The 26,345-nt window shown below is 70.3% G+C and carries 24 protein-coding genes and 2 pseudogenes; 18 read left to right on the top strand and 8 right to left on the bottom strand.

Going from position 1 to position 26,345, the window contains the following annotated elements; all coding sequences use genetic code 11:
* Positions 1–33: 33 nt before the first annotated feature.
* From ABTW87_RS13305 to ABTW87_RS13290, 4 genes are all read left to right on the top strand, one after another.
* Positions 34–3,237 carry a bifunctional cytochrome P450/NADPH--P450 reductase gene (locus tag ABTW87_RS13305; RefSeq protein ID WP_350651067.1) on the top strand — a complete coding sequence of 1,068 codons (3,204 nt, stop codon included), beginning with the start codon at positions 34–36 and terminating at the stop codon, positions 3,235–3,237.
* Positions 3,238–3,332: 95 nt separating this feature from the next.
* Positions 3,333–4,382 carry a zinc-binding dehydrogenase gene (locus tag ABTW87_RS13300; protein WP_350651066.1) on the top strand — a complete coding sequence of 350 codons (1,050 nt, stop codon included), beginning with the start codon at positions 3,333–3,335 and terminating at the stop codon, positions 4,380–4,382.
* Between the two features lie 418 nt (positions 4,383–4,800).
* The gene (locus ABTW87_RS13295) at positions 4,801–8,571 is read left to right on the top strand and encodes a polymorphic toxin-type HINT domain-containing protein (RefSeq protein ID WP_350651065.1); all 3,771 of its coding nucleotides are present in this window, start codon (positions 4,801–4,803) and stop codon (positions 8,569–8,571) included.
* Positions 8,572–8,580: 9 nt separating this feature from the next.
* Positions 8,581–9,153, top strand: a complete 573-nt coding sequence (locus tag ABTW87_RS13290; protein ID WP_350651064.1) for a suppressor of fused domain protein — start codon at positions 8,581–8,583, stop codon at positions 9,151–9,153.
* Between the two features lie 49 nt (positions 9,154–9,202).
* On the opposite strand, the pseudogene ABTW87_RS13285 reads toward ABTW87_RS13290, so the two are convergent.
* A pseudogene (locus ABTW87_RS13285) lies at positions 9,203–9,295 on the bottom strand (IS5/IS1182 family transposase); the annotation flags it as partial.
* 204 nt (positions 9,296–9,499) lie between these two features.
* Here ABTW87_RS13285 and ABTW87_RS13280 point away from each other — a divergent pair.
* Positions 9,500–9,709, top strand: a complete 210-nt coding sequence (locus tag ABTW87_RS13280; RefSeq protein ID WP_350651063.1) for a hypothetical protein — start codon at positions 9,500–9,502, stop codon at positions 9,707–9,709.
* Between the two features lie 777 nt (positions 9,710–10,486).
* Here ABTW87_RS13280 and ABTW87_RS13275 read toward each other — a convergent pair.
* The 4 genes from ABTW87_RS13275 to aztA all read right to left on the bottom strand — a co-directional run bounded on the left by ABTW87_RS13275 (position 10,487) and on the right by aztA (position 14,364).
* Positions 10,487–11,269 carry a 1-acyl-sn-glycerol-3-phosphate acyltransferase gene (locus tag ABTW87_RS13275; RefSeq protein ID WP_350651062.1) on the bottom strand — a complete coding sequence of 261 codons (783 nt, stop codon included), beginning with the start codon at positions 11,267–11,269 and terminating at the stop codon, positions 10,487–10,489.
* A complete protein-coding gene (locus ABTW87_RS13270) occupies positions 11,266–12,711 on the bottom strand; it encodes a dihydrolipoyl dehydrogenase family protein (RefSeq protein WP_350651061.1) in 1,446 nt (481 codons plus the stop codon). Before ABTW87_RS13270 ends, ABTW87_RS13275 begins: the two co-directional genes overlap by 4 nt.
* Positions 12,712–12,828: 117 nt before the next feature.
* Positions 12,829–13,485 (bottom strand): class I SAM-dependent methyltransferase, encoded by a 657-nt coding sequence (locus ABTW87_RS13265; RefSeq protein ID WP_350651060.1) that lies wholly within the window; start codon positions 13,483–13,485, stop codon positions 12,829–12,831.
* Positions 13,486–13,737: 252 nt separating this feature from the next.
* A complete protein-coding gene (gene aztA / locus ABTW87_RS13260; RefSeq protein WP_350651059.1) occupies positions 13,738–14,364 on the bottom strand; it encodes a zinc ABC transporter ATP-binding protein AztA in 627 nt (208 codons plus the stop codon).
* Between the two features lie 50 nt (positions 14,365–14,414).
* On the opposite strand from aztA, the gene aztB reads away from it, so the two are divergent.
* The 9 genes and pseudogenes from aztB (at position 14,415) to ABTW87_RS13215 (ending at position 22,113) form a co-directional block, all read left to right on the top strand.
* Entirely contained in the window at positions 14,415–15,281 is an 867-nt protein-coding gene (aztB, locus tag ABTW87_RS13255; protein WP_350651099.1) for a zinc ABC transporter permease AztB, read from the top strand.
* Positions 15,278–16,462, top strand: coding sequence for a hypothetical protein (locus tag ABTW87_RS13250; protein ID WP_350651058.1), 1,185 nt, complete (start codon positions 15,278–15,280; stop codon positions 16,460–16,462). The genes aztB and ABTW87_RS13250 overlap by 4 nt, the downstream gene beginning before the upstream one ends.
* Complete coding sequence (aztC, locus tag ABTW87_RS13245) at positions 16,459–17,376, top strand: zinc ABC transporter substrate-binding protein AztC (protein WP_350651057.1); 918 nt, start codon at positions 16,459–16,461, stop codon at positions 17,374–17,376. Before ABTW87_RS13250 ends, aztC begins: the two co-directional genes overlap by 4 nt.
* 213 nt (positions 17,377–17,589) lie before the next feature.
* Positions 17,590–18,636, top strand: coding sequence for a zinc metallochaperone AztD (gene aztD / locus ABTW87_RS13240; protein WP_350651056.1), 1,047 nt, complete (start codon positions 17,590–17,592; stop codon positions 18,634–18,636).
* Positions 18,637–18,860: 224 nt separating this feature from the next.
* Positions 18,861–19,040, top strand: a complete 180-nt coding sequence (rpmF, locus tag ABTW87_RS13235) for a 50S ribosomal protein L32 (RefSeq protein WP_350651055.1) — start codon at positions 18,861–18,863, stop codon at positions 19,038–19,040.
* Positions 19,033–19,735: pseudogene (locus ABTW87_RS13230) on the top strand (GTP-binding protein); the annotation flags it as partial. The gene rpmF and the pseudogene ABTW87_RS13230, both read left to right, overlap by 8 nt.
* Positions 19,736–19,737: 2 nt before the next feature.
* The gene (locus ABTW87_RS13225; protein WP_350651053.1) at positions 19,738–20,451 is read left to right on the top strand and encodes a class I SAM-dependent methyltransferase; all 714 of its coding nucleotides are present in this window, start codon (positions 19,738–19,740) and stop codon (positions 20,449–20,451) included.
* 269 nt (positions 20,452–20,720) lie between these two features.
* Complete coding sequence (locus ABTW87_RS13220) at positions 20,721–21,581, top strand: class I SAM-dependent methyltransferase (RefSeq protein WP_350651052.1); 861 nt, start codon at positions 20,721–20,723, stop codon at positions 21,579–21,581.
* A 139-nt stretch (positions 21,582–21,720) separates the two neighbouring features.
* Positions 21,721–22,113, top strand: coding sequence for a Fur family transcriptional regulator (locus tag ABTW87_RS13215; RefSeq protein WP_350651098.1), 393 nt, complete (start codon positions 21,721–21,723; stop codon positions 22,111–22,113).
* A gap of 5 nt (positions 22,114–22,118) precedes the next feature.
* Here the strand turns inward: ABTW87_RS13215 and ABTW87_RS13210 are convergent, their stop codons facing one another.
* Genes ABTW87_RS13210 through ABTW87_RS13200 form a run of 3 tightly spaced genes read right to left on the bottom strand, consistent with a single transcriptional unit; the run spans position 22,119 to position 23,793 of the window.
* Positions 22,119–22,250, bottom strand: coding sequence for a hypothetical protein (locus tag ABTW87_RS13210; RefSeq protein WP_350651051.1), 132 nt, complete (start codon positions 22,248–22,250; stop codon positions 22,119–22,121).
* Positions 22,247–22,507: a type B 50S ribosomal protein L31 gene (locus ABTW87_RS13205; RefSeq protein WP_350651050.1), complete on the bottom strand. Its 261-nt coding sequence runs from the start codon at positions 22,505–22,507 to the stop codon at positions 22,247–22,249. The genes ABTW87_RS13210 and ABTW87_RS13205 overlap by 4 nt, the downstream gene beginning before the upstream one ends.
* Positions 22,504–23,793 carry a CobW family GTP-binding protein gene (locus ABTW87_RS13200; protein ID WP_350651049.1) on the bottom strand — a complete coding sequence of 430 codons (1,290 nt, stop codon included), beginning with the start codon at positions 23,791–23,793 and terminating at the stop codon, positions 22,504–22,506. Before ABTW87_RS13200 ends, ABTW87_RS13205 begins: the two co-directional genes overlap by 4 nt.
* 197 nt (positions 23,794–23,990) lie before the next feature.
* Here ABTW87_RS13200 and rpmB point away from each other — a divergent pair, with 197 nt between their 5' ends.
* The 4 genes from rpmB to ABTW87_RS13180 all read left to right on the top strand — a co-directional run bounded on the left by rpmB (position 23,991) and on the right by ABTW87_RS13180 (position 26,311).
* A complete protein-coding gene (gene rpmB, locus ABTW87_RS13195; RefSeq protein ID WP_350651048.1) occupies positions 23,991–24,227 on the top strand; it encodes a 50S ribosomal protein L28 in 237 nt (78 codons plus the stop codon).
* Complete coding sequence (gene rpmG / locus ABTW87_RS13190; protein WP_095565727.1) at positions 24,227–24,394, top strand: 50S ribosomal protein L33; 168 nt, start codon at positions 24,227–24,229, stop codon at positions 24,392–24,394. Before rpmB ends, rpmG begins: the two co-directional genes overlap by 1 nt.
* On the top strand, positions 24,394–24,699 hold the full coding sequence (rpsN, locus tag ABTW87_RS13185; RefSeq protein WP_350651047.1) for a 30S ribosomal protein S14: 306 nt from the start codon (positions 24,394–24,396) through the stop codon (positions 24,697–24,699). Before rpmG ends, rpsN begins: the two co-directional genes overlap by 1 nt.
* A 139-nt stretch (positions 24,700–24,838) precedes the next feature.
* The gene (locus tag ABTW87_RS13180) at positions 24,839–26,311 is read left to right on the top strand and encodes a choice-of-anchor M domain-containing protein (RefSeq protein ID WP_350651046.1); all 1,473 of its coding nucleotides are present in this window, start codon (positions 24,839–24,841) and stop codon (positions 26,309–26,311) included.
* Positions 26,312–26,345: the final 34 nt, after the last annotated feature.

The raw sequence follows: 26,345 nt of genomic DNA, 5'->3' as shown, positions 1-26,345 counted from the left end.
GCGCCGCCGGCAGTGCTCAGGAAAGGAGTCCACGTGTCGAGCAACCTCACGTCCATCCCCGCCCCGCGAGGGATTCCGATCGTCGGCAACGCGCTGCAGATCCCGTCCGACGGGCCGGCCGCCTTCTTCGAGGAGACGGCCGCTCGGTTCCCCGAGGGGATCTACCGGCTCGCGCTGCCCGGTCGCGAACTCGTCCTTGTGTCCGACCCGGACCTGGTGGCGGAGCTGTGCGACGAGTCGCGCTTCTACAAGCCGATCGACAAGCCGCACAGTGACGTGCGGGCGATCGCCGGCGACGGTCTGTTCACCGCGAGGCGGGACGAGCCCAACTGGGGTAAGGCCCACCGGATCCTGATGCCGGCGTTCAGCCAGCGGTCGATGAAGTCGTACTTCCCCGAGATGCTCGAGGTTGCCGACGCACTGGTCGACAAGTGGCGGCGTAACGAGGGCACGGACCTCGACGTCGTGGGTGACATGACCCGGCTGACCCTCGACACCATCGGGCTCACCGGCTTCGACTACCGATTCAACTCCTTCAGCAGCGAAGAGGTCCACCCGTTCCTGCAGGCTCTGGCCGACTCCCTGAACGAGGCCATGGGGCGGTTGAAGCAACCACCCTTCGTCACTGCGATGCGGCGCAAGCAGATTCGGACCTTCGAGGAGAACGTCCGAGTCATGCAGTCCATCGTCGAAGAGGTCATCCGCGATCGCCGAGCGGCTGGGGGCGATGACCGCCGCGACCTGCTCAGCCTGATGCTCAGCGCGGTCGACCCCGAAACCGGCGAGCCACTGTCCGACGAGAACATCCGCAACAACGTGGTGACGTTCCTCATCGCCGGGCACGAGACCACCAGCGGTCTGCTCTCGTACGCCCTGTACCAGCTGCTGCGCAACCCGCACGTGCTGGCCCAGGCGTACGCGGAGGTCGACCGGCTGCTGCCCGGTGACACGGTGCCGACCTACGAGACGATCATGAAGCTGAACGTGATCCCGCGGGTCCTGGACGAAACCCTGCGCCTGTGGGGCCCCATTCCGGCGATCGCCCTGGCGCCGTACGAGGACACGGTGATCGGCGGCCGGTACGCACTGCCGAAGGACCAGCAGGTGATGATCGTGATCCCGGCGCTGCACAAGCACCCCAAGGCATGGGACCGGCCGACCGAGTTCGACATCGACCGGTGGCTGCCGGAGAACATCGCCCAGCACCACCCGCACGCCTACAAGCCGTTCGGCAACGGCGAGCGGGCCTGCATCGGCCGGCAGTTCGCCCTCACCGAGGCCCGGCTCGCGCTGGCCCTGGTCCTGCAGCAGTTCGCGATCACCGACCCGAACGACTACCAGATCAAGGTCAAGGAAACGCTCACTCGCAAGCCGGACAACTTCATGGTGCGGGTGCGCTCCCGCCAGCCGCACGAGCGACTCGGCACCGAGGTGCGGGCGGTGCACGAGCCGCAGGCGCCAGCGGCCGCGGTGAACGCCGTCGGCGTCACGCTGCGCGTCGCGTACGGCTCGAACCTGGGCTCGTCAGAGGATCTGGCCCGCCAGTTCGCCGGCCGGGCTGAGCAGTCCGGCTTCGACACCACTCTGCTCACCTTGGACGAGCTGGCCGACAACCCGCCCAGCGACGGGATCCTGGTCGTGGTCACGCCCAGCTACAACGGCAAGGCCCCGGACAACGCCCAGCGCTTCGACGCCCTCGCCGCCGCCGGCGGACTGACGGCCGGATCGATGTCGCAGGTGCGGTTCGCGGTGCTGGGCAACGGCAACACGCACTGGCTGACGTACCAGGCCTTCCCCAAGCGGGTGGAGGCGGCGCTGCTGGCGGCCGGCGCCACGCCGATCGTGCCGCGCGGCGAGGTCGACGCGAACGGCGACTTCGACGGCATGGCAACCACGTGGTTGGCCGGACTGTGGACGGCTCTGGCCGAGCAGTACGGCGCGGACACCACCGCCACCGGCGCACAGCTGTCGCTGGACGTCCTCACCGAGGCTGAGGTACGCCCGGCGGTGGTCTCCGAGAAGGCATACCCGATCACGGTGGTGGCCAGCGAGGAGCTGGTCGGCGATCCGACCGGGCTGTGGGACTTCAGCGTTGAGACGCCTCGGCCGCAGGCGCTGTCGATCACCGTGGCACTGCCCGAGGGGGTCGGCTACGAGACCGGCAACCATCTGGCCGTCTTCGGCAAGAACGACCCGGAACTGGTGGCTCGGGCGCTGCGGCTGCTGCGGGTGCCCCGTGAACAGGTGGTCCGGCTGCGCCGCGAGGACGGCGGCACCGGCACCCACCTGCCGATCGGCCAGCCGGTGACCGCGGAGCTGCTGCTGACGGAGTTCGTCGAGCTGCAGGAGGTAGCCACTCGTGCGCACCTGCGGGCGCTGGCCGAGCACACCCAGTGCCCGTGGACCGCCACCCAGCTTCAGCGGTATCTCGACGACACCGACGAGGCGAGCCGGCGCTACCAGGACGAGATCCTCGCCAAGCGGGTCTCCGTGCTCACCCTGCTGGAGCGGTTCCCCGCCGTCGAGTTGCCGCTGGCCGTCTTCCTGGAGTTGGCCGGGCCGATCCGGCCGCGCTTCTACTCGATCTCGTCGGCGGGGCTGGTGGAGCCGAACCGGCCGCGACTGACCGTGGGCCTGGTGGAGGGCCCGGCGCTCTCCGGCGACGGGGAGTACCGGGGGCTGGCCTCCCAGTACCTGGCCCGGCTGCGGCCCGGGGACGTGTTCTTCGGTTACGTACGCGTCCCGTCCCCGCCGTTCCACCCGCCGGCCGACCCGGCCACGCCGATGATCCTCGTCGGTCCCGGCACCGGCTTCGCTCCGCTGCGCGGCTTCCTCGAGGAGCGCGCCGCCCAGCAGGCGGGCGGTGTCCAGGTCGGCCTGTCGAAGGTGTTCTACGGCTGCCGGCACCCCGAGCACGACTGGTTCTACCGCGACGAGATGCGGGCCTGGGAGCAGGCCGGCATCGCCGAGGTGCACCTGGCGTTCTCCACCGTGCCGGATCACCCGTACCGGTTCGTGCAGGACGCCATCACCGCCGACGGCGACGGCATCTGGGACGCACTGCAGAACGGTGCCCACGTCTACGTCTGCGGTGACGGCCGGCGGATGGCCCCGTCGGTACGCCAGGCGCTGGCCGACATCTACCGCAGCCACACCGGTGGCAGCGGCGACGACGCTGAGAAGTGGCTCGACCAACTCGAGGCCGACGGGCGCTACCAGCAGGACGTCTTCGCCTGACCGACCGTTCGGCCGTGCGGCGCGGGTCGCCGCATCCGACACCATGCCCCGCGCGGTGGGGGCCACCGCACGCACCGCGAGACAAGGAGAATGTCATGTCCACCATGCTCGCCGGCCGACTCGACTACAAGACGGGCGACTTCGCGATGGAGGAGGTACCCGTCCCGCAGCCGGGGCCGGGCCAGGTGCGGATCAAGGTCGCGGCGGCCGGCATCTGCCTGTCCGACGTCCACCTCATCGACGGGAGCCTGCGGCTGGAGACCGGAGTCGACGAGGTGACCCTGGGGCACGAGGTCGCCGGTGTCATCGACGCCGTCGGGGCGCAGGTGCCCGCCGAATGGCAGGTCGGGCGGCGCGTGCTGTTGCAGGCCGGCCAGCCCTGCGGCGCCTGCCCGCCGTGCCGCCTCGGGCGGGTCGCGCAGTGCCAGCACCCGCTGACCCGCGGGGTCGACTACGACGGCGGCTGGGCCGAGTACACCATCGCCGACCACTTCACCCTCGTCGGCGTGCCCGACGACCTTCCCCTCGAGCAGGCCGCGATCATCCCCGACGCCGTCTCCACCCCCTGGGCGGCGATCGTCGGCACCGCCGACGTGCGTCCCACCCAGGCCGTCGGCGTGTGGGGTTTGGGCGGACTGGGCGCCCACGCCGTCCAGTTGCTGCGTCTCGTCGGGGCCGCTCCGATCGTCGCCGTGGACCCGATCCCGGATGCCCGGGCCCGGGCTCTCGCCCTGGGCGCCGACCACGTCCTCGACCCCGGCGTCGCCGACTTCGCCGACGAGGTACGCCGGATCACCGGCGGACGCGGCCTCGATTTCGCCTTCGATCTGGCCGGTGTCCCGCCGGTCTGGGTTCAGGCCCAGCAGGTGCTTGCCATCGAGGGCCGGCTGGTCCTGGTCGGACTGGCACCCCAGCCGCTGACGATCCACCAGAGCACCCTGTTCAGCTACCTCAGGCAACAGGTCCGCGGCCACTACGGCAGCGTGCCCGAGCACGTCGAGCAGTTGGTCTCGCTGGTGGGCCACCACCGTCTCGATCTCTCCGGGTCGATCACCGATGTGCTTCCGCTGTCCGAGGCACCTCGTGGGGTCGAACGGCTGGTGAAGAAGGAGGGCAGCCCCATCCGGCTGATCCTCAAGCCCTGACCGGCAGGCCGATCACTGCATGTGCCGGCAGAGTGGGTCACCTGCCGGCACAGCCTGGACAAGAAAGCGTTGTGGTCTGAGACAGACCGGCTTGACGCCCGTCCGACGTCCTTGATCTCGCTGATCCCGGCGCCGTCAGTTAGCCGTCAACCAGCCTTGGGAAGAAGTCCTCTACGGCGTTCATCATGCGGCTGCGCCGGATGGACCTCGGCGGCCCGCCTGGCGATCGGGATCCGCCCGGCGGCTCCGCTTCCGTCAGACGTGAGGGCTCGGATCTTCGTCCGGCGCGGACGCCCGTGTGGGCGGTACCGGAGACAGATCCCGTCGGGTGCCGGTGATTCCAGCGGCCTGATCGTGTGCTCGGTTCAGGATCGCCTCCGCCTCTCGCCGGGCGGCGGTCACTATCCCCTCGGGGTCGGTGGATGCCACCGGGGCGCGTGCCACCGCCACCTACGACCTGCTCGGCCGTCGCCTCACCAGCAGCCAGGTGGTCCGCCAGCCGAGCCCGGTCACCAACACCACCAACTACGACTACGGCACGGACGCCTACGGCTCGGGGCCCTGGCTGCGCAAGACCACCTCGCCGGAGGGCGTGACCACTTCGAACAGCTACAACTCCGTGGGCGAGGTCACCGGCATCACCGACGGCGCCAACCACACCACCACCCTGGAGTACGACGGGCTCGGCCGGGTCGTGAAGACCGTCGCGCCCGACTCCACCAAGACGGTGAACGTCTACGACGCGGCCGGCCGCCAGGTGGAGGAGCGGAAGCTGGACGCCACCGACGCCGTGCTGACCATCAGCTCCGCCGGGTACGACGACAACGGCAACCAGACCAGCGCGACCGACCCCCGTCGCACCACGGTCACCTTCAGCTACGACGCGCTCGGCCGGCTCGTCGGTCAGAGCGAGCCGGTGACCAGCACGAAGGCGATCGCCAGCTCGTTCGGCTACGACGCCGCCGGCAACCGCACCCGGTTCACCGACGGTCGAGGCAACCAGTTCTGGACCACGTACAACAGCTGGAACCTGCCGGAGTCGCGGGTCGAGCCGTCGACGTCGGCCTACCCGGCGGCCGTGGACCGCACCTTCACCGTGACGTACGACGCGGCCGGACAGGTCAGGGAGCAGTTCGCTCCCGGCGGGGTTCGGATAAGCAACCAGTACGACCCGCTCGGGCGACTGATCAGTCAGGCCGGTTCGGGCGCCGAGGCGGCGACGGCCGAGCGCACCTTCGAGTACGACGACGCGGGACGGATCACCGAGCTGTCCGTCCCGGCGGGCACCAACACCATCACGTACGACGACCGGGGCCTGCCGCTCGCGATCAGCGGCCCGAGTGACAACCTCTCCTACTCGTACAACAGGGACGGGCGGCTGACCTCGCGCGCCGACGCGGCGGGGACCACCGCCTTCGGCTACGACACGGCGGGCCGGTTCCGGACGGCCTCGAACGCCACCACCGGCATCAACCTGGTCATCGCCTACAACTCGATGTCCCAGGTCGCCACCATCACGTACGGCTCCGGCAACGTCCGCTCGCTGAGCTACGACGGGCTGCAGCGGCTGAAGACGGACACCCTGAAGAACGCGGCCGGCACCACCACGCTCGGCTCGGTCAACTACGGGTACGACGAGAACGGTAACGCAACCACGAAGGTGGTCACCGGGTTCGCGGGGGGCAGATCGAACACCTACAGCTACGACCTGGCTGACCGGTTGACCTCGTGGAACGACGGCACGACAAATGTCTCGTACGCGTACGACGACTCGGGCAACCGCACCCAGGTGGGTGGCCAGACGTTCAGCTACGACGCCCGTAACCAGCTCATCTCCAGCAGCGACGGCACGGGGTACACGTACACCCCCCGGGGGACGCTCAAGCAGACCGGTGCCGGCGGGACCGGCTTCGTCACCACGTCGGACGCGTTCGGCCAGGTGATCTCCCAGCAGGCTGCCGGCGGCACGACCAGCTACGAGTACGACGCGCTGGGCCGGGCGGTGCGACCGGGCTTCCGGTACAGCGGGCTCGACAACGACCTGGCCCAGGACAGCGGTTCGACCTACACCCGCAGTCCCACCGGCGAGCTGCTCGGTGTCGGTGCCGGCACCGGAGCCGGCTCCGTCTACGCCTGGCTGGACCAGCACGACGACCTGGTCGGCCAGTTCACCGCCACCGGGACGGCGCTGAGCGGTTCCCGCAGCTACGACCCGCTGGGTCGGGTCCTGGCGAGCAACGGCATGGTAGGCAGCCTCGGTTACCAGAGCGAGTGGACGGACTCGACCACCGGCCGGGTCAACATGCTGGCGCGCTGGTACAACCCGGACACGGGCCAGTTCGACAGCCGGGACACGGCGACCAACAACCCGACACCGGACTCGATCGACGCCAACCGCTTCCAGTACGGCGACGGCAACCCGCTGCTCACGATGGACCCGACCGGGCACTGGGGCCTGTCGAGCCTGAAGAAGGCCGTCAAGAGCACCGTCTCGGTGGTCACCAACCCGGTGGCGGCCATCCGAACGTCCTACCGGGTCGCCACCGCGACCTACCACCAGGCGACCAAGGCGTACAACTACGTCGCCTCGGGGCGGGCCTGGCAGGACGTCAAGCGGACCACCAAGGCGGTGGTCCACAAGGCGAAGAAGGCCGTCAAGACCGTCAAGGACACCACCGTGCGGTGGGCGAAGAAGAAGGTCAACACCGTACGGGACGCGTACAACTCGGCGAAGAAGTGCCTCAGTACAGGCGTGAAGAAATGCGTCAAGGAGACCGCGAAGAAGGCGGTCAAGAGCGCCGTAAAGAGCGTCAAGTCGACAGTGGCGGCGATCAAGAAGGATCCGTGGAAGTTCGTCGCCCAAGCGGCCGTGGCAGTGGCCGCCACGGTGGCGGTCGGCGCGCTCTGCGCCACCGGCGTCGGCTGTCTGATCGTCGCGGGCGCGGTCGCGGGAGCCATGTCGGCGGGTGCCGGCTTCATGGTCGACGTCGCCCAGGGCGAGGAGAAGTTCACCTGGAGCGGCCTCGCCAGCACCATGATCGAGGGTGGCCTCGACGGCGGACTCACGGCCGGCCTGAGCAGGTTCACCGGCGGCCTGACGAAGATGGCCGGCGGATCCGCCGCGGCCAAGATCCCTGGCCTGGGCCCCCGGCGCCCGGGCGGCGCGGCCAAGGCCAGCGAGGGCCCGAGCGCACCCTCGGGCTACCAGGGCCGACACCGGGCACCGGCCGGCTGCGCTCGGCCGCACAGTTTCGACCCGGAGACCAAGGTGCTGATGGCCGACGGCAGCAGCCGGGCCATCCAGGACCTCGGCCCGGGTGACAAGGTCGCCGCAACGGACCCGGAGCGGGGTGGAGCCGAGGGCCGCGCGGTCACCGCGGTTCACGTCAACCAGGACCGTGAGCTAAAAAACGTCACCGTGCGCGACGTCGCGTCGGGTGAGGAGACGGTGGTCAAGACCACCCAGCACCATCCGTTCTGGGACGCCACCGACCGGAAGTGGGTCGACGCCGCCGAACTATCGGTGGGACATCGCCTGCTGGTGCACGACGACAAGCGCCTGGAGGGCGACGGCACCGGCGCGGGCATGGGCGGCGGCGGGCCAGGAACCAAGGTAGTCGTCGTCAAGGTCGACAACTTCACCGGCGACCAGGAGATGCGCGACCTGACGGTCGCCGATCTGCACACGTACTACGTGTTCGCCAGCGACCAACCGGTGCTGGTGCACAACTGCGGCGGGGGCGAGGACGGACACGGTGCGGCATGCCAATGCGCCACTGGCGGGCGGCCGATCGGGCCGAACGGACAGTTCCTGCCGAACCCCAATACGCCCGTTCCGGGCGCGGTGGACGCCAACGGCATGGTGCGGGGCACCAACGAGCCTGGTTACACGACGAGCCGGGGCAGTTGGCGTGCGGACACGACGAATCGTGCCTGGGCAAACGGAACTCCGGGACCCCACGGTGGAGTGATGTGTCCGCGGCAGGGGCCGAACTGCGCGGGCGAAGTGTTCCGCAATCCGACGTCGGGCCAGCCGGCCGGTGACATGGGCCATTGGCCGACCGCGCACACGAACCGCCTTTATCCCGCCAATATCAGCCGTGCGGATTTCCTGGACGAGTATCAGAAGGATGTGCGAATAGAATGCATACCCTGCAACCGAGGTGCAGGTAATCGGCAGGACGGGTAGGCTGTCGGGGTGCCGGTACTGATCGATCACCTTGAGCGCCGCCTGGGTCGGCTGACCAATGGCTGGAAGGGGGCGGCGCGGGAAGGGCTGCCGACCGTCAACGTCGCGTGCTTCACCGGTGGCGTCTTCACGGGGACCACCTGCTACGCGACCGTAGGGCTGAGTCGTGTGCCGCTGCACCATCCCGGCAGCGACGGGCATCTCTTCCTGGAGTTTATTGCCGCCGAGCACGGTCCTGATGACGTTTCACGCAGCATGTTTCCTCGCGCGCTGGAATTTGTCGCGTCGAGGTGTCTCGATACCCGCGAGGCGGTGCTTCGGGGCGACGTCATCCCGCTGCCTGAAAACCTCGTCCGAGGCTCGCGTTTCACCTCGCTTTACGCGGCGCTGCCCGTCTACTACGACGCGGACTTCAAATCGGTCGTCGTTGAAAACGGCGATGCGGTGGCTGTCGCATGGCTGGTCGGCATCACCTCCGGCGAAGCACAGTTCATTGCGGATCGTGGCTGGGGTCAGTTCGAGGAAGAGTTGCTGAAACATGACCCTGACCTGATGGACATGAACAGAGAAGCGATCGTCTGAAGGACGTCTCGTAACTCGGTGAAGGCGTTGCCGGGAAACGATGTTGCTGTCATCCGGCGAGGATGATGTTGTGGAGATGGGCGATGCCGGAAGCGGTGTCGGTCAGTGTGTGGGCGGCGCGGTGGTAGTCCCGCAGGATCTTGCAGCCATGATGGACGAAGCCAGGCGTCAAGCAGCGACCTCGGCGTACCATGGCCGCCAAGCTTGCTTGGAAGTGCCAAATGCGGCGGTTCTGGCCAAGGCTCAGCGTTGGCTGGGTGACGCTAAGGTCACAAACATCAACATCAGGGTGGCTCCATGAACTTCGACCCCGTAATTGTCGCAATGGTCTCGGCCATCCAGATGCATGGACCATGCGACCGATGAGGAGGCGGCCTCGAGTTTCGCGGTCGAGGTGCAACAGATCATGGGGGATTATCTGGACGAACTGTCCGGTGACGATGCGCGCGAGTTCCGGGAGATCCTGCTGCGCATCGCCGACGAACGTTCTTCCGGGGATCCGGTGATCTCGCAGTATCTTCGGAGGCTCGCCGACGGGTATGTGCCGACGGAATAGACAGGCAGCTGGCTGAGCTTGTCCCTCGTGGAGAAAGGCGGGCGGGTGGTCAATGTTCCAACGCTTGTGTCAGAGGACGGTTCGAAGATCTTGATCTGATCTGCGGGTTGCGTCCGGTTGGGGGCCTTCCGGCGATTCGTTGCAGGTAACGACTGGTCGATGGGCCTCCACTCTCTCGCATCTCGCAAGGACCTCGGCCCGGGTGACAAGTTACACCGTTCGTCTTACAGCCCCCGCTCCCCGAGCCGTGCCGCACGACTGCCCGCCGGAGACATGAACGGACCCGGCCCGACGGGAGCGCCCAGAACGTGCCAAGGAGCGGTCAACACGATCGGAGCCCGTGACGCCTCGACGGTAGACCGACGTCATGGGTCGGTTGGCCCGTGTACCGGTTGGCGGGTGTGGTGGTCGCGGCTGACGCCGTACCCGTGCTGGCAGGTGGAGTGGGCGACCAGCCGGCGGGTGCGGTCGCTGACGGCGGCGCTGCTCGGAGCCGTGCATGACGACACACGGCCCGGTGCTGCCGATCTGGAGCTGCGGCGGCTGCGACGCGCCCCGGCCCCTGCCGCACGCGGCAGCGAGCTGCGCGCGGAGTTCGACGGTGCTCCGATACCCTGGCTCTCTACCTCGGTGCCCAACTGGTGCGCGCCTTCGAAGACCTGACCTGGGTTGCCGGTGGAATTGATGAGGGCCCGCGGCGTGGCCGGGTGGGCCACCACCACGGCGTGCGACGGCGGCGGACCGGCCCGCGCGCCACCCCGAGGTGGACCCCGACGCTCAGCGATGCCTGGCGGCGGCCGAGGTGCGATCGAGCAGCTCCTGGACCGCGCGATGGACGCGGGCGGCGCACCGCCGGACGTATTGCTCGTCGTGGGCCGCGTCCGGGCCCCGGCGGTCGAAGTGAATGGGCGGGCCGATCGCGATGGTGATCCGGGCGGGCAGTGGGAGGTAGGGCACGGACGGTAGGAAGGTCAGGCCCCACGGCAGGCTGAGCAGCAGTGGCCAGCGGGTCAGGCGAAGCCATCGCCGGGTTCGGAGCAGGCGGGCCACAGCCGCACCGTCGGACAGGACCACAGCGGTGTTGTGCGCCCCGGCTGCGGCGACGGGGATGACCGGCACGCCGCAGGCGACGGCGAGGCGCGCGTAGCCTACGCGGTCGTCGAAGATCACCTTGTGCCTGTCGGTCCAGCGTCGGGCTCCGTCGGCGTCGCTACCCGGATATACGAGGACCTTGTTGCCCTGGGTGAGCAGAGCCGCGGCGGTGGCGAAGTCGGCGGGGATCGCGCCGAGCGGCCGCAGCCAGCGTCCGAGCAGGGCCAGCCCGAGGTCGTGGGTTAGCACCCACGGTGTGTCGGCGAGACCTCGCGCGTGGTGGACGGCTGCGGCGAAGAGGTAGGTGTCGCCGGTGTAGAAGCCGCCGTTGTGATTGCCGACGTACAGGGCTGGACCGGTCGGGATGTGTTCGACGCCGGTGATCCGTGCGCGGTGGTAGGGCACCAGGATGCGCCGTACCCGGCTGGCCGCGCGGGCGATCGCGTGCGGGTCGCGCTGTGGCGTCACGTGGTACGGGCGGCGGTGCGCAGCGCGGTCAGCAGCGGTCGGGTCAGCCGGCGGGTGCGGGGGGTCAGCAGCCGCGCCTGCAAATGCTCGCCCACGGCGTCGACGGCGGCGAGCGCATACGTCGGGTACGGGTGCACGGTCCGGTACAGGTCGGTGAGTCGGCCGCGGCGGGCGACGATGGCGGCCAGTTCGCCGATGATCTCGCCAGCGGCCGGCGCCACCACTGTGGCGCCGACCAGCCGCCCCCGCGGGTCGGCGAGCAGCTGGGCCCACCCCTCCGTGCGTCCAGCGGCCACCGCCCGGTCCACCTCGGTCAGGTCGAGGCGGGTGATGGTGGCGCGGTCGCCCCAACGGTGGCGGGCCTGCGCGGCACGCAGGCCGACCCGGGCCACCTCGGGGTCGGTGAAGATGACGTACGGCATCGCCAGGTAGCGCACCTGGCGCGGCAGCCAGAAGAGCGCGTTGAGCGTGGCCGTGCCCGCCTGGTGGGCGGCGACGTGGGTGAAGGGCAGTCCGCCGGTGACGTCTCCGGCGGCGTACACCCCGGGGGCTGTGGTACGCATCCGGCTGTCCACCCGGATCGCGCCCGCGTCGGTGACCGCTACGCCGGCCTGGGCCAGGCCCAGCTCGGCGGTGCGCGGCCGGCGCCCGCCCGCGACGAGGATCCGGTCGACCTCGATCTCGCCCGGCTGGTCCCCGGTCAGCCACACCCGCGACGGCCGGCCGGTGGCGACCTCGGTCACCTGGGTGGCGGTGCGCACGTTGACGCCCTCTGCCCCCAGCCGGTCGGCGAGCAGATCGCCGACCTCCGGATCCTCCTGCGGCAGCAGGCGCGGTGCCCGCTCCACCAGCGTCACCGCGCTGCCCAGACGGGCGAACGCCTGGCCGAGTTCGCAGCCGACCGGTCCGCCGCCGACCACCAGCAGCCGCGGCGGCCGCTGCGTCAGACCCCAGACCGTGTCACTGGTCAACGGCTCGGCCGCCGCCAGCCCGGGCAGCGGCGGCAGCCGTGGCTGCGATCCGGTCGCCACCAGAACGCACCGTGCCGTCAACTCACGTCCACTGCCGGCCAGCCGTACCCGGCGGGGCGCGACGAAGGAGGCCTCATCGGCGATGACCTCGGCTCCGGCCGCGCGGACCCGTTCCGGAGCGTCGTGCGGCGCGATCGCCGCCTGGGTCGCTCGCACGTGCGCCATGACATCCGCCAGGTCGACGTCCGGCTCCACCGGCGCCAGGCCGACCCGGTCGGCCTGGCGCATCCGGTGCGCCAGGCCGGCCGTCTCGACCAACGCTTTGCTCGGCACGCACCCGGTCCACAGGCACTCGCCGCCGGTGCGGTCCCGCTCGACCAGCGCCACCCGGGCCCCCAGGCCGCCGGCGATCACGGCGGAGACCAGACCCGCGGTGCCGCCGCCGATCACCAGCAGATCCAAGTCGGTCATGAACTCCCCGCCGCCCGCCCGCTGAGCCGCGACCCATTCTCGATCACGCCGCGACGCTACCCGCGCGTGCCCGGTGCCGGCAGCGCTTGCCGGATCTGGTCCGCAACCGGTAAGACCTCATCCGCCAGCCGGCTCGGGAAGTCGCGCGGACCGGATGCCGGAGACCACATGCACGTGCCCGCCGCGCAACACCTCGTGCGTGACGTCGGTGAAACCGCTGTCCAGTAGCCGCCACGGGTGCCGATGCGGGTTCGACCCGCCGGCCAGGCACGCCAGCCGTGCGGCCGGTGACAACGGCCGCCACCGACCCGCCGGTAGGCTCAGATCGACGACGGTCATCCGCCCTCCGGGACGCAGCAGGCCGAGCGCCTCCTGCCATGCCCGACGCCAGTCATCGATGACGCTCAGGGCGTACATGAACAACACTGCGTCGAACGGCGTGCCGGACCGCAGTTCGGACGGAAGATGCGCCGCGTCCGCGAGGACGAGGCTGACGTTGCGCCAACCGCGACGGTCGATCCGACGCTGTGCCCGCGCCAGCATCTGCGGGCTGGCGTCGACGCCGACCACCACCCCGCCGGACCCCACCGCGGCCCGTGCGAGGGGGAGGGTCATCCCCGTTCCGCAGGCCACATCCAGCACCCGGCTGCCAGGTCGCAGTCCGGCCGCCGCGACGCCAGCGGCCCGACCCGCTCGGTAGACGGGCCACTCCAGGGAGACCAGGTCATGGAGACGGGCGACGAGACGATAGCGCCGGCGCTGCCCGGTCACCATGGCCTCGCCGGGCCGAGCCGGGCCGGAACAGGCTGCGACGATGGTGCCCGGCGGTGGGGCGGATCCGGCAGAGCGGTCATGGCCGTGAGCTACCCGGCAGCCGCGCCGTTACGCACGTCAGGCGGCTCCGTCCGCCGTCTGCGACCGGTCCACCCCGAGCCGACGGACGGGAAGGCCACGGGTTGCGGTCCGTGGGCTCACCGCGCCGCTGAGCTCGGCGACCGTGCGGTGACCTGCCTGACGTCAGGGTGATCAGGCGACTGGGGTGGCGCCTTGAAGGTGGATGGTGCGTGTCGCGAGCGTCGCCTCGGTGGGGTCGTGACTGGCGATGATCACCGCCGCGCCGGTGGCGACGCGTTCGGCGAGCAGGTCGTGGACCTGTCGTCGACTGCGGGTGTCGAGGGCGGCTGTCGGCTCGTCCAGGACGTAGATGTCGGCGTCCTGGACGAGCGCCTGGGCGATGAGGGTGCGCTGGCGCTGGCCGCCGGACAGTTCGCGGAGCCGCTGGCGGGCCAGGTGGGCGATGTCCAGCCGCTGCATGATCGCCGCCACCCGGGCGCGGTCATCGCGGCTGAGCCGGCGGCGCAAGGTGAACCGTCCGATCTGCACGCATTCGGCGACGGTCAACGGAAGCGCGTCGATATCGCTGGTGCGCTGTGGCAGCAGGGCGAGACGGGTGCCCGGCCGCCGGAGGATGCGACCTTCGGTCGGTGGCGTGACGCCCGCCAGCAGGTGCAGCAGAGTGCTCTTGCCGGCGCCGTTCGCACCGGTCAGGGCAAGCATGGACCTGGCTTCGACGCGGAGGTTGACGTCGTGCAGGACGGGGACGTCGGCGTATCGGAAGCCGGCGTGCTCGGCGGTCAGGACATCAGCGCTCAACGCATCCCCTTAACAACAACGATTGTCATTTCAGTATAGTCGGTCCGGTGATGTCGTCCCTGGTCGAGCCGTTCACCGTGTCGTTCGTCGTCCGTGCGCTCGTCGGCGGCGTGCTGCTGGCCGCGGCGTGCGCGCTGGTCGGCGTGTGGGTGATCGCTCGCGGCATGACCTTCCTCGGAGAGGCGATGAGCCACGGCATGCTGCCAGGAGTGGCGATCGCGTCGATCGTCGGCGGGAATCTCGTCGTCGGGGCCGCCGCCAGCGCCTTCGCCATGGCGGCAGGGGTCAACGCCCTGCGACACAGCCGCGAGTTCGGGCGGGACACCAGCATCGGGCTGCTGTTCGTCGGGATGCTCTCGGTCGGGGTCATCATCGTGTCGCACTCGCGGTCGTTCGCGACCGATCTGACGGCCTTCCTGTTCGGCGACGTACTCGCTATCCAGCGGCCCGACCTGCTGATGCTCGGCGCCGCCGTCGCCCTGGTCGCGGCGGTCACCGCCGCCTGCTACCGGCCGTTCCTCGCGCTGACTTTCGACCCGCGCAAGGCCCGGACACTCGGCCTGCGACCGGATCTGGCCAACGCGGCGATGCTGGCACTGCTGACCGTCACGATGGCGGTCGCCTTCAGCGTTGTCGGTACCCTGCTCGCCTTCGGCATGCTGATCGCACCGTCGGCGGCGGCCATGCTGGTGGCCCGACGACTGCCTGCGGTGATGCTGGCCAGCTTCGTGATCGGCGCGGCCGCCACCGTGGTCGGCCTCTGGGTTTCCTGGTACGCCGCGACCGCCGCCGGTGCCACGATCGCCGCCGTCGCGGTGCTGTTCTTCCTCGCGATTCTCGGCGCGCGCCGGGTCACGACCGCGCTGGGTCGACGCCGGCCGCCGGTCCCGAACCCCCCACTGGAAGGAATTTCGTGATCGTCACCAACGTCAGGCGCTTCGCCGCCGCCCTGGGTGTCACGCTCGCGCTGTCCGCGTGCGGCTCCTCAGGTGATCCGCCGGCCGCCGAGGAGACGCCGCACGGCTACGTCGCCGGCGCCGAGGAGATGGCCGAGGCCCAGTCGGCCATCGCGTACGCGACCCGCGGGGCCCGGCGACTGCACCTGCTCGACCTGGCCACCGGTTCGGAGAAGGAAGTCGGCCTGTCACTCGACGCCGAGCGGATCACCGAGGACGGCCGGTTCGTCTACGTCGACGACGGCGACCGGCAACTCGACATCGTCGACGCCGGAGTATGGACCGTCGATCACACCGACCACGTGCACTACTACCGGGCGCCGGCCCGCTCGGTCGGCACGCTGACGCTCGCCGCACCGATCACGACGGTCGCCGGCTTCGAGGCCCACACCGCCATCGGTACAGCCGACGGGAAGGTCACCGTGCTCGACCGCCGGGGTCTCGAGGCCGGCCAGGTCACCACCCTGGCCACGGTCGACTCGGGCAGCTCCACGGCACTGGCCGTACCGTACGCGGATCGGCTCCTCGTCGCCGTCGGTGACGAGCCGGGCCGGCCGGCGGACCGCATCGTCGCGATGGACGAGCGCGGTGCGCCGACCGGTGCTCTCGAGGTGCCCTGCCCCGCACCGCGCGGCTGGGCGGTGCTGCGCGGCGGCGCCGTCATCGCCTGCGAGAACAGTCTCGTCCGCGTCAAGCTCGAGGGCGAGGAGCTCACCGCCAAGACCCTGCCCAGTCCACGGGCTCCGGTCCCGATGGGTACGTTCGGCTACCGGCCGAGGAGCAACGAGGCGGCGGTCGCCGATTCCGCCGGGATCTGGTCGGTGAACGCGGCGAAGGCCACCCTGCGACACCTGCCGGTGGGGGGACGGGAACTGGTGGCCGCGGCGTCACCGGCGGACGGCAGTACGGTGCTCGCCCTCGACCGGTCCGGCACGCTGTTCAGCTATGACCTCGCGACCGGAAAGGTGCTCGCGCGAACGTCCGTGCCGGCCGCGAACCTGACGCTCGACGTCGACCGCGCCTATCTGGCCGAGCCGGTCGCCCGGATCATCCACGAGATCGACTACCGCGACGGGCTGCGCACCGCCCGCAAGCTGCGGGTCGCCGAGCAGCCGGATCTCGTCGTGGAGGTCGGGCGATGAGGACACCGAAGCTTCTGGCGGCGCTCGCCGCCGCGGCGGTCCTGCTGGCCGGCGGCGCCGCCTGCACCTCGCCGGAGCGGACCCGCATCGTCGTGACCACCAACATCCTCGGCGACGTCGTCGCGGAGATTGTCGGTGACCAGGCCGAGGTCAGCGTGCTGATGAAGCCCAACTCCGACCCGCACTCGTTCGCCATCTCCGCCCGGGAGGCGCACGCCGTGCAGACGGCCGACCTGGTCGTCTACAACGGACTCGGGCTTGAGGAGGGCGTGCTGCACCATGTCGCGGCGGCGAAGGCCCAGGGAGTCCCCACCGTGGAGGTGGGGGCAAGGGTCGATCCGATGCAGTACCGGGACGGCGACGCCGCCGGGCTTCCGGATCCGCATTTCTGGACCGACCCGGCGCGCGTCGTCACCGCGGTGCGGCTGCTGACCGAAGAGATCATCAACCACGTCGACGGCGTGGACGCCGGCACAATCCGTCAGCGCGCCGAGTCATACGCAGGCGAAGTGAGCGATCTGGACGCGGAGCTGACCCGGCGTTTCGCCGCGATTCCGGCGCAGCGCCGGGTCCTGGTCACCAATCACCACGTCTTCGGCTACCTCGCCGAACGCTACGACCTCTCGGTCGTCGGTGCGATCATCCCGAGTGGAACCACCCTGGCGTCGCCGAGCGCGTCCGACCTCGCCTCGCTGGTCACCGCCATCCGGACCCACCAGGTGCCGGCCGTTTTCGCCGACACCGCGCAACCCGCCCGTCTCGCCGAGGTCCTCGCCGCCGAGGCCGGCATCGCGGTTCGCGTCGTCGGGCTGTATTCGGAGTCGCTCAGCGACGCGGACGGGGACGCCCCCAGCTACCTGGACATGATGCGTTTCAACACCGAGGCGATCATCGGCTCCCTGAGCGGCGGCTGACCCCGACGGCACCGACCCTCGGGACTCCCTGTACGGTATTCGAAAATGATTGTCAGTTTCATCTAGAGAGGGAAAGCAGTGAATCGACGCAGAAGCCGTGGTCTGGCCGTGCTGACGGCCGCATCGCTGGCGCTCGCCGCCTGCGGGTCCGGGACGACGGGAGAGAGTGGATCTCCCGCCGCGTCATCGGCCACCGCTTCCGTACAGGAGCCGGTGGCGGTCACCTACGAGGGCGGCATCTACGTGCTCGACGGCGAGGCCCTGGAGGTGGTGCACACCGTCGCCCTCGACGGGTTCAACCGGATCAACCCGGCGGGCAACGACACCGGCGTCTTCGTCTCCACCGAGGCCGGCTTCCAGGTGCTCGACGCCGCCGCCGGAAAGATGACCGACATCGCGTACCCCGGCGCGAAGCCCGGGCACGTCGTGCTGCACGGCGACCGCACCGTCCTGTTCACCGACGGCACCGGGGAGGTGCACAGCTTTGACCCGAAGGGCCTCGCCGACGGCAAGCCCACCGGACGCCAGTACAAGACCGCGCAGCCGCACCACGGGGTAGCGGTCGAGTTGGGCGATGGCACGCTCGTGGTCACCCTCGGCACCGAGGAGTCCCGTCCCGGCGCGATCGCGCTGGACAAGGACGGCAAGGAGATCGCCCGCAGCGAGGAGTGCCCCGGCGTCCACGGCGAAGCCGTCGCCCAGGGCGAGGTCGTCGGACTCGGCTGCAAGGACGGAGTCCTACTGTTCAAGAACGGCGCCTTCGTCAAGGTCAAGAGTGACCGGGCGTACGGCGCCGTAGCCACCCAGGTCGGCAGCGAAGCCTCCGCCGTCCTGCTCGGCGACTACAAGATTGACCCGGACGCCGAGCGTGAGTTCCCCGAGCAGTTCGCGCTCATCGACACCGCCACCAACTCGCTCAAGGTGGTGCCGATGCCCGAGGGCGTCAGCTACAGCTTCCGCTCCCTGGGCCGCGGCCCGAAGGGCGAGGGTCTGATCCTGGGCACCGACGGCAAGCTGCACGTCGTCGACCCCGCCACCGGCACCTTCACCAGCGCGTGGCCCGTGGTCGCCGCCTGGAAGGAGCCGATGAAGTGGCAGGAGCCCCGTCCGGCCCTGTTCGTCCGCGACGACACCGCCTACGTCACCGAGCCCGCCACGAAGAAGGTGCACCGCATCGACCTCGCCACCGGCAAGCTCGTCGGCTCGGTGGAACTGCCCGCGGTCCCGAACGAGATCAGCGGACCGCTGCCGGCCCACTGAGTCCAGGGATTCCCGGCGGTGGAGGCAGTTCCAGCCCCGCCGCCGGGAACCACACGGTGCGGACGGCGGGGAGGGGCAGCGCCGCGAGCTCCGGGCCCCAGCAGGACTCGCCGGCTGGTGACGGACAGTGCCCGTCGCCGTCCAGCCGCCGAAGAGAGGCTCGGGGACTACAAATGAAAACCAATTCCGTTAATCTGCTATGATCCCTCGATGAAGGAGGCCTCGTGGCCGTACCGAAGCGGAAGATGTCGCGGTCGAACACCCGGCACCGGCGGGCGCAGTGGAAGGCGGCCGTGCCGCAGCTGGTGCCGTGCCCGTGCCCGCGCAAGGAGATGGTGGTGCCGCACCGGGCCTGCACGCACTGCGGGCTGTACAAGGGGCGTCAGGTGGTGGACCAGCCGTGACGGGGCGTCTGCCACAGTTGTCGACGCGGCGGGGCTACGGGACATGATCGAGGCGGGCGAGAGTTTGCAGGCTCGCGGCCTGGCGGCCTACGACGGCCGTGCACGGACGGATTGATCCGGTGGAGATCCTGCACACCGGCCGGTTCGATCTGGAGCGGGCGGAGACCGCGCCCGGCTGGATGACGGAGCTCAACGGCGGGCACGTGCCGGAGACCGAGGAGTACGGCACCTCCAGCATCGTGTTCCGCGACCACCGGCCGTTTCACCCGCAGCGGCTATGGGACCTCCTGGCCGGCGGCCTGGACGCGTTCGGTGTTGTGCGCTCGAAGGGGTTCCTGTGGTCGGCCAGCCGCCCGGATGTGCAGGCGCTGTGGTCGCAGGCCGGCCCGTCCGGGCCGTGCGACCCGGTCGCCGCGCCGGTGGTGGTGTCAGGGGAGTGGCCGGAGGATCCCGAGGAGCGGGTCGAGTTGGAGTCCCGCTGGCATCCCGTCTTCGGTGACCGGCACCAGGAACTCGTCCTCATCGGTGTGCGCCTGGACAGTGACGGCCTGCGGGCGGCGCTGACGGCCGGCCTGCTCACCGACGCAGAGATCACCGTCGGAGAGGACGCCAGGCGGGCGCTGCCCGACCCGTTCTGCGAGTGGGACCTCGGTGACCTGCACGACCACGAGCACGCCGACCCGGTCCCGGTCTGACCATGGCGACCACCCTGGCACCCGAGGACGTCGTCCGGTGGCGGCGCGACTGGGAGACCATGATGCGTCACTACCAGCCCGGCCGCGACGACCTCCTCGCCGCCGGTCTCGCCGCCGTCGAAGAGGTCCACGGGCGCCCGCCCGAGCGGGTGCTCGACGTCGGCGGCGGGCCGGGCACCACGGCCGAGGCCGTGTTGCACCGTTGGCCCGACGCGCATGTCACCGTGCTGGACATCGACCCGGTCCTGCTGGCCCTGGCCGACACCGCCCTGCCGCAGGTGCGGACCGTGCGGGCCGACCTCAACTCAGCCCGCTGGCTTTCGCCCGGCGGCGGCCCGTACGACCTGGTGTTGGCCGTGATGGCCCTGCACTACCTTCCCGAGGACCGGGTCCGCGACTGGTACGCCGAGGCCCGACACCTGCTCCAGCCTGACGGCTTGCTCCTCGTCGCCGACGCCATGCCCGACGCTCCCATACCCCCGCAGCGCCCGAGCGGCGGGACGGAGCCGTGGACCGCGTGGTGGACGGCGCTGGCCGCGGAACCGGTGATGGCGCCGCTGTTGAACGAGCGGACGGCCGTGCTCAGCGGCCTGAACTCAGCAGAATTCGCCGCGCCGGCCGACTGGCACCGCGAGGCGGCGCTGCGCGCCGGATTCGCCGGCGCGACGATGCTCCACCAGCGCGCAGGCCATGCCCTGATGACTTTCCATCGATGAGCATCCCACCGCCGTGCAGCGCTGGTGGCACCGTCGCCTACTGCGACGGCCATCGCCGCCGCGCGCTCCGCCACCGCAGCTTCCCGAAAGCAGCCGACGACGAGCCGGAGGATTTTGCCAAAGCGGACCGACCCGAACTCTGACGGGACTTCAACCCACGTCGTCACCGGCCGCCGCCGGCGGTTCGGTGGGGGATGTGTGGCGGTAGCGATGCTGGTGGCAGGTGTCAATGACGACGAATCAGGCGAGATGTTCAGAACGGAGAGGTGATGTCGACGATCAGCGATGGGCGGTCGAACGAGACCGTTGAGGTGTTCGATCAGGCCGCGACGAGTTACGACCGCACCGGCGTGTCCTTTTTCGGGCCGTTCGGTGTCGAGTTGGTCCGTCGTGCCGGCATCCGACCGGGAGAGCGTGTCCTCGACGTCGGCTGCGGTCGGGGAGCCGTCCTGTTCCCCGCGGCGCAGGCGACCGGGCCGACCGGTCACGTGATCGGCATCGACCTCGCGCCGGCCATGGTGACTCTCACCGCTGAGGACGTCACCCGCGCCGGTCTGACTCACGTCAACGTCCGGGTGGGCGACGCCCAGCAGCCTGACTTTCCGCCCGGCAGCTTTGACGCGATCCTGGCCGGGCTGGTCGTTTTCCTGCTTCCCGCCCCCGGGCAGGCCCTGCATGCCTACGCCAGGCTGCTTCGACCGGCGGGCCGGCTTGCGGTCAGCACCTTGGCCGGACAGGACCCGGCGTTCGTCGCCGCCATGGACGCCCTCGCCGCGCATCTGCCGGCGGACCGGCCTCGACCGGCGCCGGGCACCGACCCGTTCGCCGACGACTGCGCGATCATCGCGACCATGGCGGCAGCCGGCCTCGCTGTCACCACGATCAGTGAGCACCGGGTCGAGAGCCACTTCCGCGATGTGGACCACTGGATGGAGTGGATGTGGTCGCACGGTGGACGGGCACTGCTGCGGCACATTCCGGCCGACCGTCTCGACACCGCGACCACCGAGGCCGCCCGTGCGCTTGAACCCGCCCGCCTGTCCGGCGGCGGCCTTACCTTGACCACCGCGATCCGTGTCACCGTCGCGACGCCGCAGCCCACCGCCACGCGTCCTACGGAGTCTTCGTAGCGGCATCGGCGGGACGGTGCAGCAGAGTGTCGGTCGCAGCGACGCATAATGGGGGCGTCGCAGGTAGAAGGCGAGACCGGAAGCGCCGCGCAGACCACTGCCGCCACCACAGGAGGATGCGATCACGGTGACCCAGACGATGCCGAACGTGACCCGCAACACCCGCCAACGTGGCGAGGTGCTGGCACTGCTGCGCGAGGTCGAGGGGTTCCATTCGGCGCAGCACCTGCACCAGATGCTGCTCGCCCGGAAGGCGCGCGTCGGCCTCACCACGGTGTACCGGACGTTGCAGCTGCTGGTCGAGGCCGGCGAGGTCGACTCCACCCGGCTGCCCGGCGGTGAGCAGCTGTTCCGCCGGTGCAGCCAGAACAAACACCACCACCATCTGGTCTGCCGCGAGTGCGGACGCACGGTCGAGGTCGCCGGGCCCGCCGTCGAGCGGTGGGCCGACCAGTTGGCCGTTCAGCACGGCTTCACCGGTGTCGGCCACACCCTGGAGATCTTCGGCACCTGCGCCGAGTGCTCCCGCTGATCACGTCACCTGTCGGCGCAGGTCGCACAGATCCCTCTCAGGTCGAGTCGGTCCGGATGCGGAGTGAAGCCGGTGTGCCGGTGCAACTCGTTGAGCCAGCTCGTCGCGGTCCAGTCGACCTGCGTGTCGGTGCTCATCCGCCCTGGGGGCTGCGGCGGGCGTACTTCTGGCGGAACTTCTCGACCCGGCCGGCGGTGTCGAGCAGGCGCTGCTTCCCAGTCCAGAAGGGATGGCTGGCCGAGGAGATCTGCACGTCGATCACGGGGTAGGTGTTGCCGTCGGTCCACTCGATCATCTGATCGCTGGTGGCCGTCGAGCGGGTGAGGAAGGCGAAGTCGGCGCCCTTGTCGCGGTAGACGACGCGGCGGTACTCGGGGTGGATGCCAGGCTTCATGCGGGTTGCGCTCCTTCGGTGTCGGTCAGCTCGTCGGCCACCAGGGGAAAGCAGCCGGCGAACGGGTCGTGGTAGGTCCGCCAGGTCTCCTCACCGTCGGCGAGTTCAGCGTCGGTGAGCAGGCAGCCGGCAAGGGTGCGGTGCAGCTCGACGGGATCGATGTCGAGGCCGATGAAGACCAGGTGCTGGTGCCGGTCGCCGTAGTAGGGATCCCAGTCCAGGGCGGCGGCGAGGCGGCGCTGGTCCTCGACGTGCTCCCAGCGGTCCTCGGGCAGGCCCACCAGCCAGTGCCCGAGAGGGCCCATGGCCAGGCCGCCCCCGGCGAACTCCCAGGCCACCACGGTGTCCGGCTGGCTGGCCAGCCAGAGGTGACCCCGGGAGCGGATGATCTCGGCGTTGACGTCTTCGAGGACGTCGTGCAGGCGCTGCGGGTGGAAAGGGCGGCGGGCGCGGAAGACGGCGGAGACGACGCCGCAGTCGGGCTCGGGCTCGTGGGTGCCGAGGGTGTAGCCCTGCAGACCACGGTTGAAGGTCCCGGGCGTCTCGGGTCGGTGCCGGTGGGTGTGGCGCAGCTGGCGGGTCAGCGTGCCGGCGTCGACGCGGTCGCCGTCGATGCGGATGTGGGTCGCCCAGGGCGCCATCCGCTGCAGCAGGACCGCCATCCGGCCGGTTTCGAACTCACCCTCCCGGGACTGTCCCCAGAGCACCAGCGTGTCCGCGTACTCGATCTGCCGGACGACCACGTCGGCGAGCGCGCGGTGGTCGTCGTCGGCGGCCTGGATGCCGAGCGTGGCGAGGTCGTCGGTGCTGGCCAGGCCGTCGAGCAGGTGCTCGGCGTCGACGACGGTGACGTAGGAGTCGATGCGGAGAAGCTCGGTGATCGGTGCGTCGTCGACGAGGCAGTAAGCGCAGGCGGCGGCGACCGCCTCCGGTTCCACCACCTCGGGCAGCATCAGCACCACGTCCTGGCCGGGGTGGCTGCGGGTGAGCCGGACAAGGGTGGGCAGTACGTCCTCGCGCAGGGTGCAGGAGACGCAGCCGTGCCGCAGCGTGACCCGCTCGTCCTCGATCATGCCGGTGCCGCAGCGGACCACCCGGCGGACGACGCCGTCCCGGATTCCGGTGAGGTCGTGCCGCACCAGCAACAGCGACGGGTCGGCGGCGAGCAGCGCGCGGGCGACGGCGAAGGTCGCCGCCGGCCAGAACCCGGACAGCACGGTCAGCGACGGACGGGTCTCGGCGTCGGCTGGCACGGCACGGGTCGGGGCCTGTGGTGACGACGACATCAGGTTCCTCTCGACTTACTTGAAAACGATTGTCATTCTAAGCACACTCGGGGCGCCGAAGCCAACAGCGACGTGCGAGCGCGGGGTCGAGGCCGCGTGGAGATGGTCGACGACCCGGATCGGGTACGTCCGATCGGCTGATGTAGAACTGAAAACCGTTGTCGTTATCGTATGAGTCTTATTGAGGAGCGAGCACTGTGTCCCGACGCTGTGACGTCACCGGCGCGAAGCCGAGCTTCGGCAACGCCGTGTCCCATTCGCACCGGCGCACCCGCCGCCGCTGGAACCCGAACCTGCAGAGCCACCGCTACTGGCTGCCGTCGGAACGACGGTGGGTCAGCCTCACCCTGACGGCGAAGGCGCTGAAGACGGTGGACCGTAAGGGCATCGAGAAGGTCGTCGCCGAGATGCGCGCCCGGGGAGTGAAGCTCTGATGGCCCGCCAGACCGACGTCCGTCCGATCGTGCGGCTGCGCAGCACCGCCGGCACCGGCTACACGTACGTCACCCGGAAGAACCGCCGCAACGACCCGGACCGGCTGGTGCTGCGCAAGTACGACCCAATCGTGCGCCGGCACGTCGAGTTCCGCGAGGCCCGCTGATGGCCAAGAAGAGCCTGAGCAACCGGCAGGCCCGCCGGGAGGAACTGGTCGCCCGGCACGCCGACCGCCGGGCCGAGCTGAAGCGGCTGATCGCCCACCCGGACACCGACCCGGCGGTACGCGAGGACGCCGTGCGCCGGTTGGCCCGGCTGCCCCGCGATTCGAGCCGAATTCGGCTGCGCAACCGGGACGTGATTGACGGCCGGCCGCGCGGTGTGCTGACCCGCTTCGGGTTGTCCCGTATCCGGTTCCGGGAGATGGCGCTGCGCGGCGAGCTGCCGGGCATCCGTAAGGCGTCCTGGTGACGGCTGGCGGCACCGGTCCGGCACGGGCCACCCGCTCCGCGTCGGCCGCCGCCCGCCCGGCGGAGGTGTTGCCCAACGGCAGGACTCCGGGTCACAGAAACCACCACGCGCAGCCGCGCGTGGCGTGGAAAGGGGAGGTATGAATGCGACACTGAGGGCTCGCGGTTTCGCGGCCCTGTTCGCCGGGGCGGTGGTGGCCGCCGGCACGGTGCTGGCGCCCACCGCGGCGTCGGCGGCCGAGAAGGTGGTGCTGTCCACGGGGCACACCGACGCGGTCGACGTGCACTACGCCGACGGCGAGCTGTCCCTGAAGGTGAGGGACGACACGGGCAGTCCGATGGTGATCCGGGATCCGGCGGACGTCACGTTCCAGGTGCTGCCGCAGGCGGCGATGGAGGTGCCGGACGACCCCCGGTTCGCGTTCCTGGGCCCGGCCGGTTCACAGATCTGGCTGCTGCCGATGACGCAGGACCCGGATCTGCTCTGGCCGGGCTGGAACACCACCGAGCTGGACTCGGGGGTGTTCGAGGGGAACAAGGTCCGGCTCAGCCTGGTCGGCGTGGAGGGACCGGGCAAGGTCACGCTGTTCACGCAGGACTCGTTCGGCGGGCCGATCGTCAAGTTCCGCAGCGAGGACGGACTTCCGGACGTGATCGACGTGCCGGTGCACACGCACGCGCATTCGAACTGGGCGTTCAGCGCGCTGGGCAACTACACCTTGAAGTTCCAGGCCGACGCGACGCTGAGCAACGGCACCACGCTCAGCACCGGGCCGGTCGACTACTCGTTCGTCGTCGGCGAGCTGTCCGGGGGCGGTCCGGAGGTCAGCCTGGCGGTCAGCGGGATGGCCGACGAGTACCAGCCCAACGACACGGTCACGCTCAACGCGGTGCAGACGCCGCAGACCGAGCTGGACCACTACCACTGGTTCAGCAAGTGTCCGGGCGCGGCGGACTGGAGCGTCATTCCGGGTGAGGGTGGCGCGAGCTACTCGTTCACCGCCACGCGGGAGCTGAACGCCTGCGAGTACGTGGCGAAGCTCTACGACGACGACCACGAGGTCGTGGCGACCAGCGAGCCGGTGACCCTGTGGGTGGCGTTCCCGCCCGAGGATCCGGCCGCCTCGCAGACGATCACCGCGTCGATCGACGAGACGCAGGGCTCGCTGGTGATCAGCGTCAACCCGGACGACCGGGCCGTGGTGCTGCCGCCCGCGCAGCTCAACGCCGCCGGTGACCGGTGGGAGAGCAACGGTGAGCTCCGGCCGGTCACGGTGACCGACACCCGCGCCGGCCAGCCGGGGTGGAGTGCGTCCGGGCAGATCCCGGCGGACTTCGTCGGGCCGGACGGGGCGACGTTCAGCGCCGGTTACCTCGGCTGGACGCCGCGGGTCCTGGCTCAGGCCGACGGGCAGGGCGTGGTTCCCGGTCCGGAGGTGGCGCCGTACGTCGTCGGAGCCGGCGGTGGCCTCGGCAACAGCGCGGTGCTCGGCTCGGCACCGGACGGCGCCGGACGGGGTACCGCACAGCTGGGCGCGGGCCTGCGGCTGAGCCTGCCCACCGAGACGGCGGCGGGGATCTACACCGCGACCCTGACCCTCACCGCCATCTGATCGCACCAACCCGTCCGGTGGTCGAGCCGTGAGC

Origin of the sequence: Micromonospora sp. NPDC126480 (genome assembly GCF_040302465.1) — a bacterium.
Taxonomy (GTDB): Bacteria; Actinomycetota; Actinomycetes; order Mycobacteriales; family Micromonosporaceae; genus Micromonospora.
The sequence above is the reverse complement of the archived record's forward strand: the minus strand, read 5'-3'. Positions and strand labels throughout refer to the sequence as shown.